This window comes from Pseudomonas sp. 9Ag (genome assembly GCF_902506445.1).
Taxonomy (GTDB): domain Bacteria; phylum Pseudomonadota; class Gammaproteobacteria; order Pseudomonadales; family Pseudomonadaceae; genus Stutzerimonas; species Stutzerimonas stutzeri_AB.
Window position 1 is genome coordinate 1953290 of sequence record NZ_LR733836.1, and the last position, 15103, is coordinate 1968392.

Sequence of the window (15103 nt, forward strand, 5' to 3'; positions counted from 1 at the left end):
AGCCAGCAAGCGGCGTCGCTGTATAGTCACACACATCAGCCCGGAGCCCATAAAGGTTTAACAAGCGCTTTAACGTTGAAAAACAGTTAACAACATAATACCGATTATTCCTAGTCGAGCAATTTAAATCTCAACTTAAGCCACGTTGTAATACTTGCACACACAGCGGCGCCCTTAATTAACTCACTAGATGTAAGATAAGAATGACAACGATCCCAGCGCCAATACTACCAAGCGAAATAAGCAACCAAGACATCCACACCGTCGTAGCGAAAGCCTCGATACAGCTAAGAACCATAATGAAAGAGCTTTGGCCGGATGAGGATGGCTATGGATTTAGCAAACGCATTGATAAACTCCTAAACAGCAGCATCATAAGCAATGAAACAATCGTTTCATGCTGGACCAGAACCACAGAACAAGCCAACCCTCTAACCCTTAACTTCTTCTACGCCAAGCTATATCAGCGCGCGGCAATAAAAGAGCTTGAGCAAAAAAATAACTTACAAGCAGAAGCCTTGTCGCCACATCTAGCTTACTATCTAGGCTTTGTATCTGGATACGCACAAATTATAGAAAACGCAGCGAACAGCCTGAAGGGCCCATCGCACGGCGGCCAAGCCACAAAGAAAATTAGAACCGAAGTAGAAGACCATTTAGTCGAACTCTTAAAATCCCCCCCCAGCGGGGCTTGGAAAAGCGCTCAACAAGCAGCAGCTCATTTGGAAAAACCGTTAGATGATTTCATTAAGTCCAGTCGTTTTGATCGCGTCGTCTCAGATACTGCGGATTTCATCCTGAAATCTCTGTCGAAGCGGGGAATCCCTAAAACCACCTATCAGTCTCACCAAAAAAGACCACCAAAAACTAGAGCGTGATGCACTTAGTCTTGCCTTGCTTATAAAACTCTAAACGCCTATCAAGCCATAATTCCTTCAGCGCCGCATCTAAGCGCAACTTGCTCCTCAACCTATAAGGCCCGTGTTGGCGAATATAGTTTGCTGACATCCATGTAGCTCCTTTTTCGCGAAACTTCTGCAACCACTCATCTAGCTCTATTGCATCGCTAATTTCCTGTCTTTGCGGCATAAAAAGCCTATAAAAATCATCTGAGCACCACGTACAGAAATCGATTGCAAAAGCAAGTGTAGCCCTGGAGATCTCAGTATCACCCTCTTCAAAAACATGCAAAAGCGCAGCAACACGTGCAATATTATCAGCCAATTTTGAAGCATGATCGCCTAGCCCATCGAACCTTTCATGAGCCACTATTTTAGACTCTATCTCGTTAAATGCATCTAGCCACAACTGTGCAGCCTCGCGAGAGAATTCCAATACCTTTCGGCTAGCGGAAGCGTCATCGAGTAGACGGAGATTTTCACGTACAACTGTGGCGAGCCGCTTTTGAAACTCTTCTTTGTACTTCCACGAAAGAACCCCGTTCTTTATAAACCTACTTCCCTGGGTCGACTCAGGATGACAAACCAAGAAACGAGCCCAAAGACCAGAGCCTCTGGCCTTTTCCCCACAACGTCTTACATATTCTTCGAAAGCGCTTTTCTGAGCCATTATCGATACTGTCAACCTAGCGTTGATAAGCTCGTAACTGTCTGCTGTCTTTCGATCAACCGTAATAGAGTCACCACTCCAAATAGCGTTAAACTTAGGAAGGTCATTGAGAGCTCGCCCGTTGAGCACGCTCCCACCCTCACTTGATATCAAGCCGGCAGTGGATAAATCACTATTCAACCCCCAGAAAAGCGCTTCGGGCGTTGAGTCATCATAAATGATTTTGAACCGCTTTGGCTTGGCAGGCTTCTGCTCCCCATGCGCCAACAGACGCGCTTCCTCCTCGTCGGTAGACTCGCCCTTCTCTGTTTTTTTTCCTATAGCTTTAAGAATTATTTTATTTTTTTCATTCCATATCTTTAACTTAGACTCCCACTTTTTAACGCTAGCCTGATAGGAAATATACTCGCTTCGCTGCAAGTCGTTTATTGATTCCATGAAATGATTTTCTGTGGTCGACTTACGCTCTCCAGATTGAGCAATACTAAGCAACATGACGGACGTCGGTACACATTGGCCATTCGGCTTGCGCACGTCATAAAGTCCTTGCAAAGCTACTGATAGCGCCGTTAACGCAGAGAAGCAGATCAGAGGCTGCGGGGCTTGAATATTGTTCTCCGCCTCCCTTATCGCCGAAGAAAAAAGCCACTTCTGCGGCAAATACGGGAACGATGCATTGACCCTCGGCAGCACTGCTGACCTCATTGGCCCACCCCTGCTCTATCGGCCACAGAAACAGAATCGAGCCAACGAGCAACGTCCGACGAAAGCCAACCAATGGCGCCTCTGCTGCCTCCCGAAAGCCTGAAGGGCCGGGGAAATGACGGGTTGTACCTAGGAGACCCACTATTCATCCAATCGTAAATGGTCGATCGCCCCACTCCGAGAAGTGCGCTCAGCGTCTTTAACCGCAGCACTCGTTCAACCGCTCGATCGTCGAAGCCCCGCTCGTCGCTATCTTTCACACCAACTGACCGCTGCATGGCTTTTCCTCCGCTCAGAACCAATGCGAAGGGATGCTACGCAGCGAGAAGTTAGGTGTAACCGGCAGCGCTTTCCGATCAGAATTTTATTTAAGCACATCTATTGCGTATGGCCGAAATCCATGGGCCAAGATAAGTTGACGCATCGTTCAAGGCGCCAATTCAGCTGTATTACTCTGCTATTTCTGCTATTTCTGCTATTCGTAGCAGCAATAGCGGAGTAGCGATGCTCTCCAGCTTCGTTGCTGTTGTGAGCTGTTCACAGTGATGGTTACAACGCCTTGCGCTCGAAGGTCCTTCACCTCCTATCTCGGGCCCAGCCTCAACGCTGCTGCGTCTGGCTATCTACCGCAGACGACAGCCTTCGGCCGGCGTTGAGGCAGCTATATTTGGCTATCCACTCCCCTGACCAGATCAGCATCAAGCATAGTTTCCTCCGACGATTGCATGCTGACTCAATAGCCATGCCGCGAAATTGAATCGGTTTGACAAGCTTCAGCGCTCCACGGTCAAACTCCGACACTACTATTGCGTGGCTTAAAGCCACCACAACTTGATTTGCTGGCGAAGGCTCCTTGAAGGGCGTCGTTCTGATGCCGTCAAGCCTTCACCTTCGGAGACTCCTTCGTGACGCCAAGCTCGACGCTGGGTTCTAGGTAGTCGTGCGCGGGAACCTCATGCTTCAACCTTCATGCACTGCACTACCTCGCACGCTAGAAGGAGTCTTTGCGGCGCACCCGCGGGCTCGCGGCGCTCTTGCGCTTCTTCGCGTTGCCCTCCTTGGCCTTCTTGGCGGGCAGACGACCACGCACGCGCCCTATCGCCAGAACCCTTTCAGGGGCCTCACTCGATGCGTCACGAAACACTGCAATTTCCGCACACCAGAAACCCAATGCCGCGGAACCGTCGACCTCAGCGAGCCATGCCTTTGTGGCTGCACCGGCTTTCTGAGGAAGCACGCTCGGCGATGTCGCCGCGCCACAGGTCAGCATCATCACTGCTGCCGGCTCGTCTGACTCGCCTATCAGTGAAAACACGCTGTTCGGATAAAACCCCAGTCTGCACTGGATGACGAGCAGATCTCTTTGTGCGGGACTTGATTCGCCAAGTAGATCACCCAGCAGGCTGGTGAGCCACGCTTCTGCATCATCCGAAGCGACTCCGCCGATGACCGTCCTGGAGACCTCTTGCGAAGGCAAGGCCCCGCTCTTGAACCCAACGGAAGGCGTTGCATAGACGAATCCCTTGGAGATTCGACGTTTGCTGGGGTTCGCCCCGAAGCCAGCCTTGAGCTCCTCGTTTCGCGTCGCGTAGAGGTCGGTGGTTGCGCACGGATAACCGCATGCGTCGAGGCCTTCTACCCTCACGGTGAGTGAGGCTCCGTGGGGAACCTCTACGGTCACGTCATGGGGGCCAAAATTCTTGCTTACCCACGTAGATCCGTCATATCGGATGCAAGCCTTTGCAATCTCTGTCCCGGCGCTGGCGATGTTATACACGGGTCCGAACCCCGCAATATTTGCGGCGAAATCGTCGGCAGCCTCTCTCAACTTCACGAGGTCGGTTGCCCCACTGGGGCCGGGTCGCGCGGCTGCGATGAAGCTGTCCGCCGCCACAAGGAGGGATTGCTCGGGGTTGCTAGTAAGCGTCAGCAAACTGCTGCCTTGAGGCGACGTCACCGATACGTATACCGCATCGGTTTCCTTCTGAAGGCCGTTTCCTGGCACCGTGTAGGTGGCGGCATAGTTCCAGAGCTTCGCTGCCGTGACCGTATGCGGGTTCAGGTTTGCTGCGACCCCAACATGTCCCGAAGCAACCGGCGTCTCGAGCGCTCGCCGCAGCGGAGCAGGGGCCGTGAAAGCAGGCAGCGTGAACTCAACCTTTGCCGAGCCAAGATCGACCAGACGCAACCAGAGCGTGCCAGCGCCTGTATGCGCCAGCGACTTCAACGCAGCAAGGTCTACGAAAACATACCGACTCTCGAACTTGAGGGCCGGAACGGTAACAAGCCCCGGATCTGCTCCCATCCAGGCGAGGATGGGCACTCGCCAATCGTCGCCACATTGGATCCCTGTGGTCGAGACTGGCAGCGACTGCTTAGGTGCAACGGTACCAGGTGAACCGGGATCCTGGAAATCACCGACGATTTTCAGCAGGGCCCCGCTTGTAGCGGCCTGCTTAGGCTTCACCGCCAACTCGGCGATCGAGGCAAGCCGCCAACATTCACTGGCTCGCCGCGACACGGCGTCCTCTACGGCTCTGCGCGACAGTTCAGGAGACTCCTGTCCGGTGAATATGTTTCGGAGCCTTTGCCCGCAGGTCACCCCAAGCTGACGCTTAAGTGACAATAGCGAGCTCACTGCGTCGCGCACCGAGCCGAGTCGACTCTCTTCCAGGAGTTCGTCTAGGCTCTCGCACGCCGCCGAAAGAGTCGAATCCAAATCTCGATCCACGAGCGTCGAGTCGAACTTCTTCACTGAGAGGGGTTTGTTTGCAAAAGGCAGGATGGCGTGGAAACCATCGTCGTCTTGAAGGATCTCGCCGCTGATGCACTTTTGGTTGACTAGGAAGTAGGATGAGTGCGTCAGAGCCGGATCACACACCGCAAGGCTCGCAGCGAAGTGGGCTGCGATCGGTCCGAAGAACTTCTTGAGCTCATCGACACTGTCCGTGCCGCCCCTCACCGAGAGTCCCTCTGGACTGAGTAATGTCGCCACTTCACGTACTAACTCTGGCTCCCTTCCCAAGATGCCCACAGTCCGCGACAGCCGGAGCACGGCAGCGAACGGCTCAACTTCCCAGCCCTTCGGAAGCACTGGGAGCTTAAGTGCCATGATGTGCTCAACGAACGTGTTCTTCGGTTCAACGGTGAGCGACGCCTCCAGCGAACCAAGTAGCGTCTTGACGAACGCCACCTTGTCGATCGAGGTGGAGGACATATCTCCGAAACGCCATTGCGCGGAAACTTGCAACCCGTTGTCTTCGAACTGATGCCGGATCAGATTCAGGCGGCGGTGAACAAAGTCAGCGCGATCTCTTTCGAGCCAACACGCACGCACGTTCGCCCGCAAAACCAGCGAAACGCCCTGTTTCGTTGAACGCAGGAAGGCAGTGATGTGTTCCCAAGCACTAGGCCCGACAAGTTCGTCACGGTACTCCTCAATGCGTTCGAATACCCGCGCCGGCTGATGCGGCGCCTGCTGGCCGTAGTGGTCCCGCAGGCGGCCATGTACTTCGACTCTCTTTCCGACGAGCGCATACGGCGAGGCAGTAGCTCCTAGCAGGAGGTTGACCGGGACGAATCCCCGGTAGAGATGCCATTGCCCAAGATAGGCGAGCGACTGCGGCCCCTCTTGCGTGGTGGGTATGAGCGGGAGGCTGGTTTCGAAGCCAATCTTCTCGGTGCCGTCGATCTTGACCCGGATCGCGAGCAAGTCGAAATGGCTTGCCTCAGCCTCGGTTTGGCTCACGAACGCATCGAAGTCGCTAACAAATGCGAGGCTTGCCGGCGACGACCCGAAGGCCGCTCTATCCCTGAAATCGCGCAGGCGGCCGACGGAAACCCATTCTTCCTGCCCAGTAAACCCCAGCAGGCGCGTCGGCATCCGCACCAATGCCTGGTTCATTGGGTTACGCTGCACCTCGACCAGCACTGCCTCCGGAGGAGATGCGGGTACGCGCTTTAACAGCTCGGGCGTTATCGCAAACCAGGTTGCACCGGGCGGGAGGACACCGACGACTGCATTACCAAGCCGATCGTACTTGCCCCCGCCCACATCAGCGTTCGCTAGAAGCATCACTTCGACTTCAGCGCTTCGGATCGGCGTGCCGCCACTGGGGGGCAGCGGTACGGTCATCCTGCACGCCCGCGAACCAGTCTTCGCCCATGCAGAGAGGAGCGCGACCAGCTCCTGCGAACCCTGTGCAAAAAAGGGAAATAGGCTCGTTGATGCGCGCACCGTCGGTCGCTCTTCTTGGGAAACATCAATCCTGAACGCGCTGAGAGATCTCAGGTTGTCGGGAGTGAGTTCCGCATATGGCACCTCCGGTGCAACGTCGGCGAAACGGTATCCGATGCGTAGAGATACTATTGCAGCAGCCGCAAGGGCGTGGATGAGTTCCCGCTCTTCCAGCGCGAGCGGCAACAACCCGATCTCGAAGGAGCGCGCGTCTGAGGCGACGCATATGCCGCGGAGCTTTAGAGCGGTCTGGGGTTTGGGCGCGGTAGGATGCGGCTCGAGATCTTTGAGCTCGTTCTTTGTATTGCGAATGCGTGCCTTCCAATCAATGACCAACCCTTGACTAGCGAGCAATGCCAGCACAAGTTCCTTCGGGAGAGCATGCACAGAATCCGAGCCCATGGTTGCGGACGCTGACAGCGGGAACTCCCTCGGTAAGTCTTCGTACCCCTCCGACCGTCTCGGCGTGAATGTCGGGACGACGAAGTCCGACTCCTGGCTCAGCTGAGTGACCTCGTATCCTAATGTCTCCGCCGGAAGACCGTCCGCTGCACAACCAGCGACATGCCCCCCATTTAGCGGCCATCCGGCGGCACCGGCAGACTCCTTCAAGCACAGGAGCGCACGCTCCCCTGGGGCGAGTTGGGGCGCATTGAACAGCGTACCCGCCAGCGTGAAGCTACCTTGCGTTTTCCCATCCTTGGTGAAGCGCAGGCCTCCGGCAAACAGTCTCGACACACCTTGAGCCGCTCGAAAGGCGGGCCCTTGAGGGCCTGCTACCAGTTCGGCCCGAAGTGCCTCGAATGTCGTCTCACCTAGCACTTCCAGCGTATCAATCGCCAGGCGTAGCAATTCGCTGCAGAACAAATGGTGCCAGCTGAGGAAAATCCATTCCTGCATCGGTCGCGTAGTGGCGGCCTTGGCACTCACAACATCACGCTCGGCTTTCAGCAACGCGTGGAATCGATCGAGCTGTCGCTGCAGTTCATCAACTTCGCTCTCGGAAAGCGCTTGGTAGGTGCTAAGGTCGCGCTTCACTTCGCTGACTGTCTTCCAATTAGCCCCATCTAACGCCTGGACAACATAAGACAGCTCGAACAGCGGAGGTAGCGGAAACGGTACACACGCCGGCTCAGTCTTCTCCTTGTCGCTCTTGTCTTTGGGCAACAAGACCTGGACATCCAGGCAATCGCGGTAGAGCTCCAGCAGGCGCTGCCACGTGAGGCCCCTGAATCCGGGTCTTGGTTTCGCGATGTCTCCCTCCTGCGAGATCAAGCGCTCTCCCTCTTCATCCGGGTTCTGCTTGTAGCCTGTCAGCTCCGCTGGAATTGATTTTCCCACCAAGCGGCTGTCCCTGCCCTCTGGCTGCAGTGCCATGTGGGCATCCATCAGGTCGAGATCGTGAGGCCCGATGCGGGTGCCACCATCCCACTTTTTCATGCCCTTCACCTGCGGCAGCATCCAGCGGATCAGCGCATCAGCTAGCGCGTTCACTGAATTCGGCCGGTTCACATAAACCGGGTGCTCTCCTGCGATCAGATGGCCGACCACTCCTGGAGTTCGCCGACCGCTTGGAGCAGTCCCATCCGCAAGCGTCGGCACAGCCACGAGCCAGAACTCGACTGGGTTCCTGTTTTGGTAACCAAGAGCCTGGAGCGTAGGTGTTGCCCATGTCCACTTGGCCAGAAGCTTGCCAGCGGGACGCACTTGCGGCGGACGTGGCCGGCTAGAGGGAATTATCGGCACCGGCGGGGAGGTGATCGAATTCCTCTCGAAGACATCATTCCATCGTGGGTCATCGTTCGAGAGGCGAAGCTCGAACTTCGCCTCGAAGGAAAACCGGAACACGAGCACGATTTCGAAGGATCCGTCGAACGGTATCTTGATGCGGGCGATCACAAGTCGGGCATATGCACTCAGCACAACCCCTGCGCTGAAGACGATTTCCTGCCACGTCTCGTAGGTGAACCCGAAGGAGGCCTGAAACTCAAGTCCGACATACGCCTTGATAAGCTTGAAGTCCACGCAGGCCTCAATACATCCCTTGACGCCGAACTGACCATCGAGGATCAGGTATGTCGACGGTGGGCGATGGGCGAGAGGCGGGTTGGACTGCGGGGCGTTTGGAGTCGATTGCACGGTGGCGAGCGCCCCTTCGAGCATGAAGAAGCCGGTCAGGGAAGCATGGCCGCTCATGGGTCCTGAACTGAAGTAACGCATAAGCCCGAATGAGCCAGCCATGCCGACCGTAAAGCAGCTATCACTCTTAAGTTGATAGGCATTCGAGTACTCTCGTGTCAGCTTAACCGGGAAGGTACGCGGCGCAACCCGGCCCAGATACACGCCACCATCGCCACCGAAGATACCCGCGACGATCTTTCCCGTGCGTTGCCAAGCTGCGATGGACTTCCTCCCTGGATAGCCCAGATCGACCAGGATGTGATTTCCAGGTGTTCCAACTTCGCCACGGATTGTGGGTAGGACGACCTGCACTGCTCCAAAATCGAGCAGGTCGACCGGCGGCGGCACCTCCATTGAGAAGATGCCCGTGTCTTCGTCTAGGCGGCGGTATAGCAGGTCGAAAAACCAGTCGCTCTTGAGGAACTTGAACTGCTCCCTGGAGATAACCACACGAGCTCCATAATGCGTGGGCTCGGCAATGAGGAGTTGCAGAGTCGCAACATCAAGGACGCGTGCTTCGAGACCAAGAAGCCAATCCGCATTCGGGTTGTAGGTGACGCCGGAGGTCCCGTCATACGGAAGGTTTCCAGGCTCCAGCGTCGCCTTGAACGCCTTCTTGATCGCCGTGATGCCATCTAATGTGCTCTGGCTGCTCAAGAGGCCGGTGACATCCACCCGCTGGCCCACTGCAAAAAGCGGGATCATTGAATCCTTTTTGCCGTCGACGCGAGCATAAAGCCATGCAACGGTACCGCCGGTAGACGGGTAGAACACGAAGATGCTCTGGTCTGCGTCTTGCGCCGGGAAGGTCTGGTCCAGCAGCCGCAGTTGCAGACCAGCAGCATAGATGTAGTACGCATCTCCATTTCTTAGCTGGCCAAAACCGAACTGCTTGGCGCGCACCTGGATAACGTCGAGCAGAGAGAAGTCGAGCGCTCCCCCCTTGTTGCCCTTAAGCTTGAAGCCCAGGCTAAGCTTGAGCTTTCCAGACACCATCTGCCATGCGAGGAGCAACTCCCCTTTGAAGCCCTCGAGCTTCTTGGACAGCGCGCCCAGTCCCCCTAGGTCGAGGTCGAAAGTGAAACCGTACGAGAAAAGCCCTGCGCCCCCGCCGCTTCCCCCGAAGAGAGGCTGAAAACCTAGGTCGCTCAGCGATAGGAGCTTGTCTGGCCCAATGCGGCCGAACACGAATGACGTAAGACGAAATGGAAGTTTTCCAAGCAGCTTGCTCAACTTGTCTCGATCGACGTTGACTTTGAGAAGTCCAGGATTGAACAAGAAGCTCCGGTCCTTTGCACTGAACTCGATCCCCAGCCGGTCAAACTGGAGTCCGGTTACACCGACGTGCTCAAGATCGAAATCCAGACTGCCGTTGATCAGAAAGCGTCCGCGCGGGCCGTCTTTATCGGGCCGTGCTCGCTCGTACCCTAACCGTGTCAGGGCCGCAGTTTTGAGGAAGGATCCGGGGCCCCAGGTTTGCGTAAGAGGGGTCTCTAGCGAAAAGCTATACACGTCGACCGGCACGCCACCCTCTAACCGCCGGTCGTACGCTCCGATCAGTTCGCCATCCTTGCCGAAGTTCTGCCCAAAAAACTTTTCGAGGCGTAGCGTTAACCTGCATTCGAACTTTTCCACGAGTGCCGCTCGCAGCCGCACCTTGAGCAACTTCAGGTCGAAGCCGCCAGAGCAATCCGGATCGCTCCCGTTGTTGATGTCGAGAGCGCCTGGTTTCAAGTAGCGAATGAGGGCGAGCACTTGAGAGGGCTCGCTGCTTCCCGCCATTGCGGGGCGCAGGTCGGCGCAAAGGACCGTAGCGCGGATACCACGCTCGTAGCTGTCGAAAATCGGCTGCAGGTCTGCTGGGAATGGGCCGTCTTGCTGCTCCACATCCATCGGAATAGACAGCACGACGACGCCGTTCCAGTTCGGGTCCAGAAGCTTGCCGGTCTGACGCGCAGGATCCGCGTTCACGAACGGGCCCGGGAACGAATCTGCCGTCTTCGTGCCTCCCGTTTTCTTTAGTTCGGCATCGTGTTCTTCTTTCAGCTCCTCGATGAGTTTTCTCATTCGCTCCTGGACTGCGGTCACGTCCGCCGGATTGCCGACAAACGTCGCCGTGCTGGTCCAATCCTTGGAGTCCTCGACGAGGTCGGCGAGTGCGCGAGAGCCGAATTTGATGATGACAAGAGGAGAGTCGTCGGTCGGCACCGCAGCGGTCACCGTCTGCGAGCTCTCGATCGACGTGCGGAACTTCCAACTGCTGCCGATGAACTCGAGCGAGAAGGCAGGCTTCCGCAGCGTGCCAGGCGGAACCGCAGGCAAGCATCGGGCGACGATGAATATCTCTTTCTGCAGGAAAGCTCGCTGCAGCTCCGTGGCGATGGTGGCGTCCGAACCGAAGCCCAGCGCGATGCGCCATGTCTTCCCTCGAGCAAATTCGACTTCTGACCAGAAAGCTCCCGCGTCAGTAACCTTGAAACCTTGCGGGGTGGTCGAAGAATCCTGGCGGGCGCCGAACTCGAACACCTGGCTCGATGCAGCGCGGATGATAGCCGCGCTCGCCAGAAGGCCAGCTCGATGTCTCGCTATCACCGTAGACTCGAATGCATTACGCGCCGCATTGCCTGCTGGCGGTTGATCGAAATCCATGGGGGCGATTGGGAGTCGATCCGGTACACCACATTGGATGGGGCGGTAGCTGCCTGCCGCTGCATCGAGCGAGTAAAGGGCCAAACGATCAGGTGAGAACTTAATCATCGGCGGATGCTTGCTGGCGCTATATGAAGCCGCAGAGGTGATGGCGTACTTTGATAGATACGCGTCTGGCTGCTCCTCCGTGTCGTTGGTCTTGGATACACGCCTTCCATTGTTGTCGTACAGCCATGCATCGAGTGCGTCTGCAGGATCATCCAGATTGAAAGTCAGGCGTTCGATGTTGGACACCCGCTCCAACAGACTGCCTCCTAGCAGCGCGCCCGATGGAGACTTGAGATCGACGCTGCCTCGCGGCAGGAGCACAACAGCCTTGTAAGACGGAACACCGGCAGCCGAGGTCATCCTCGTCGGGGCGGTGGCGAAGTGAAACTCAAGATAGTCTCTGATGCTCGATGCGGTAGCGAAGAGCCGCTGTCCGTCTGGTGAGAACAGATTGAGCGGCACGTCGCCTTGCACGATGCCCTTGCGAGAGACTTCCTCCAGACGAACCCAGGAACGAAGCATTGCGCTTGCAACGTCTCCCGGGGAAGGCTCCCGCAGATCCAGCGAGGCCGTTAGCCGCAGCATGGTGCTACCAGCACTAGGCGGTAGAGAAAACAAAGGGTATTGAAAACGCCTTAGTTGGAACGCGTTGCTAAGCGGGTCCCATACAGCCCGAAAATAGTGAAGGCCCAACATTGGCTGGTCAGTGTTGTAGTTGACCACAGGTATATCGAGACTGAAGTGGAGTCGGCCTGGATCTTTGGGCAGGAAACTCAGCGTTAGCTGGCGCGTGCGGGGTGTTTGCGCCCCGTACATGGCGAATCCATCTAGTTCGATAGGCAAAGCTGCGGGTACATCGAACTGAAGTTGCTCCCCGCTGTTCAACAACGTCAGCGTGGCGCCAATCGGAATCTGAGCTCCAACATTGCCCTGACCTTTCAAATCGCCAAACTCAGGTCGAATAGCACATCGCCTCGAGACAACCCATTTACCGCCTGCGGCACTCGCTTCAATCTTTTCGTCAATCTTAAACGAGAGGCGCTGGTCAAAACGTACCAGCGCCAACACACAACTCGCCGTCCCTGCGATTCTATTGACGAAGTCCCTGTTGACCTTCCAAGTAGAACCACTAGGGGCACTGACCAACGCAACAGCCCCCTGCAAACCAAAAACCTTTTCGAGGTCCAATTGGTCTTCAAGTCTTGGGGTGAACGGGATAAAGCAGAGAACCTTCTCGCGGCCAAGCCCCACGTCGACAGGCGACGCGTCCACGACATACAGCTGTTCGTGAACCCTGACCAGCTTGATTGTGCTCATGGTTGCCCTCCAAAGCGATCACCCGCTGCGATTGGAATCGCGTTCTGTTGTTTGGTGACATCGAACGCGATTGGCACTGCTCGGCCGCGGAAAATACGCGTCGCGTTAGCGGGGAATAAGAGCCTAATCTCGGGAACATCCGACGTCAGGGTTCCAGATGGGGCGAACAGCACTCGGCCATCAACGGAAAACGGTCGCAGCACATCGACAAAAGAAAAGTCTGGGAAGGCGAAGCAATGCTTCTTGTCCTTGTCATCACTCCCCTGACAGAGCGCCTCCAGCGTAGGCGGCTCTGATCCTTCGAGTTTCAATCTCTTTGTGTGAGCTAGCAGGATAGGAGTCAGAGGAACAGGGGGGGTAACCTCCCCGGTTGGGTAGATACGCCCTGCTTGTTCCAAAGACCATGGGCTCTCCTCTTGAGTAGCCGGAGGCTTGTTGTGCATGCCATAGCCGCTGTAGTAGACGTACATGAACGCGCCATGCGGCATATCGAGAGCGAGCGCGGCGCGTACCGCCAGCCATGAGCGCGCCTCGTGGACCTTCCCATCGTCCTTGTACAGGTCACTCGCGTACGGGAAAGTGTGGCCGGTATCGGTTCTGGAGAGAACGACCCTTCCCTTCGCGTCCAGTGCGTTGAGCAATTCCGTGCACAAGTGCGATGTTGCCCAAGCGGTTGGGCTCCCGGGTACGAGTGAGTAGTCTCTGTTCACGCATACCCTAGCGCCCGGCAGTAACTGGACGACTTCCACCGCATTTGCAGGAGCCGAATAGGCATAAGTGAGCTCCTCACGCAATGCGCCAGAACCACTCGCACTATGGGGGAGCACCTGCAGTATATCTGTGGCGAAATCTGAATCCGCTGGGACGCACTGCATCCAGGCGGAGTCCCCACTTATCGCTTCAGCCACCTTCTCCTCAACAATAAACTGGGGACAACTCACATTGTTCGGCGCGGCCCGTACTGACGTATTGAGGCATTGAGCAGGGGGCAGAAGATTGTGTCTGCGGGCAGCATTCTGAGGGACTGTAATTTTCAGCAAATACGAGCTTGTGCGGGGCCAATAGAGGTTTGAAACGGTGATATGTGCAGTTTTCTTTATAGGCAAAGGCCTTTGGCACTGCGGACTATCGCGCTCGACATGCAGCACGAGGCTATCAGCCCGGAATTCGGCACCGGGAGGAAGGATGACCCGATCGATGAGCTCCTCCGCAGGCTCGATCCGGAAGCTATACGGGACATTTGCACAACCGGCCAGCAAGGCTATGATCCCAAGCAGATGCAGCAATGAAATACGCACTGCGTAATACATGCTCACTTCCTCGAAAGGTCGGTGGAGGTGCCGACAGCGAACGCAAGTCAATACGCTCAGACATCCCGGGGAACTTCACCACTGAAAGTATTCGTGCTTCCAATCGTTCGGCGCAGCTTGCCCTGCCTCATACCAGCCAGTGCCGTAGAACTTCCAGGTGCCTGAATCAAGGATGACGACGTGACCTTGGCCGTCCGACTGCCTTTCCTGATAGACGGCGTAGAAGCCCGTTCCTCTTTGGACAGAAGAGACCGGGCTGCCATCCTTCTCGAGAAACCAGCATCGCATGTCCTTTGCCCGCGTCGGCCTCTTGCCACCTGAGGTGCAGTCGGGTGTGCCGCAGCGATGCGTGACGCAGGCGTGTGCACTAGACAGATCGGAGAAGCCTGCGTCGATGAGCGCGTCAGACAGGTAGTGCGCACAGTTATTTGCATAGCTGCTGACCTCGCCCTTGCATGCAGGTTCGAACAACTTCGCCGCACCCTCCAACGTTTTGGCGGCTTTCAGCTTCGCTTGGTTGGTGCTCTTCCCCTCGGCCGGCGAAGCGCTCGTCAGTAGAGAGGCGGGCTGCAGTATCGACTCGAAGTGCTGGGCTTGATCGTCAGGCTCGAGTCCGGTCGTCGTTGCGGCCTGGCTACCTTGTGGCCCCTCCACCAACATCTTTACATGCAAGTTCGGCTTGGCCTCGAATTGTAGTTCGACCTTGCTGATGCCCTGCGGAAAGAGGTCCGGATACCTCTGCTGGGCCGCCCCAATATCCTCAAGCGCTTGGCGGAGAACATCATTCCACCAAGCGTCGTCAGCGCTTCCGTCGGCCGGATTCGGTTGCCTTGTTGGCATGCGTTTCCCTCCTGGATTGATGTATTTCGATCATCCATTGCCGCTGTTACTGAGACGAGCGATGGCCAACCTTCCCAAGTAAAGCCCATCCCTCTCAACAATCCAGTCAGATGCTTAAACGACTTGTTTTGGAGTGGCCGTAACCTGTAAAGGCCGAGTATGTGTATGAAGGTGCGCAATCCGATCAAGCTGAGCGCGGCGGCGAGGAGGTCATCGGCGGGACGTACGCCGAGCAGCGGCAAGGCAG

Annotated in this window: 6 protein-coding genes; 1 reads left to right on the top strand and 5 read right to left on the bottom strand. The window is 56.3% G+C overall.

Annotated elements, in window-relative coordinates; translation table 11 throughout:
- The first annotated feature begins 299 nt into the window (after positions 1-299).
- Positions 300-878 carry a hypothetical protein gene (locus ALTERO38_RS08590; RefSeq protein WP_159968056.1) on the top strand — a complete coding sequence of 193 codons (579 nt, stop codon included), beginning with the start codon at positions 300-302 and terminating at the stop codon, positions 876-878.
- Here the strand turns inward: ALTERO38_RS08590 and ALTERO38_RS08595 are convergent.
- The 5 genes from ALTERO38_RS08595 to ALTERO38_RS08615 all read right to left on the bottom strand — a co-directional run bounded on the left by ALTERO38_RS08595 (position 868) and on the right by ALTERO38_RS08615 (position 14856).
- Positions 868-2274 carry a YfjI family protein gene (locus tag ALTERO38_RS08595; RefSeq protein ID WP_159968058.1) on the bottom strand — a complete coding sequence of 469 codons (1407 nt, stop codon included), beginning with the start codon at positions 2272-2274 and terminating at the stop codon, positions 868-870. The two genes, ALTERO38_RS08590 and ALTERO38_RS08595, sit on opposite strands and share 11 nt — an antisense overlap.
- The gene (locus ALTERO38_RS08600) at positions 2271-2552 is read right to left on the bottom strand and encodes an AlpA family transcriptional regulator (RefSeq protein WP_159968060.1); all 282 of its coding nucleotides are present in this window, start codon (positions 2550-2552) and stop codon (positions 2271-2273) included. Before ALTERO38_RS08600 ends, ALTERO38_RS08595 begins: the two co-directional genes overlap by 4 nt.
- Before the next feature lie 713 nt (positions 2553-3265).
- Positions 3266-12706: a hypothetical protein gene (locus tag ALTERO38_RS08605; protein ID WP_159968062.1), complete on the bottom strand. Its 9441-nt coding sequence runs from the start codon at positions 12704-12706 to the stop codon at positions 3266-3268.
- Positions 12703-14016: a hypothetical protein gene (locus ALTERO38_RS08610; RefSeq protein ID WP_159968064.1), complete on the bottom strand. Its 1314-nt coding sequence runs from the start codon at positions 14014-14016 to the stop codon at positions 12703-12705. The genes ALTERO38_RS08605 and ALTERO38_RS08610 overlap by 4 nt, the downstream gene beginning before the upstream one ends.
- Positions 14017-14091: 75 nt before the next feature.
- On the bottom strand, positions 14092-14856 hold the full coding sequence (locus ALTERO38_RS08615) for a hypothetical protein (protein WP_159968066.1): 765 nt from the start codon (positions 14854-14856) through the stop codon (positions 14092-14094).
- Positions 14857-15103: the final 247 nt, after the last annotated feature.

Coding starts and splice junctions, on each gene's coding strand:
- ALTERO38_RS08590 (WP_159968056.1), top strand. CDS start 300: ATGAAAGAGCTTTGGCCGGATGAGGATGGCTATGGATTTAGCAAACGC.
- ALTERO38_RS08595 (WP_159968058.1), bottom strand. CDS start 2,274: ATGAGGTCAGCAGTGCTGCCGAGGGTCAATGCATCGTTCCCGTATTTG.
- ALTERO38_RS08600 (WP_159968060.1), bottom strand. CDS start 2,552: ATGCAGCGGTCAGTTGGTGTGAAAGATAGCGACGAGCGGGGCTTCGAC.
- ALTERO38_RS08605 (WP_159968062.1), bottom strand. CDS start 12,706: ATGAGCACAATCAAGCTGGTCAGGGTTCACGAACAGCTGTATGTCGTG.
- ALTERO38_RS08610 (WP_159968064.1), bottom strand. CDS start 14,016: ATGTATTACGCAGTGCGTATTTCATTGCTGCATCTGCTTGGGATCATA.
- ALTERO38_RS08615 (WP_159968066.1), bottom strand. CDS start 14,856: ATGCCAACAAGGCAACCGAATCCGGCCGACGGAAGCGCTGACGACGCT.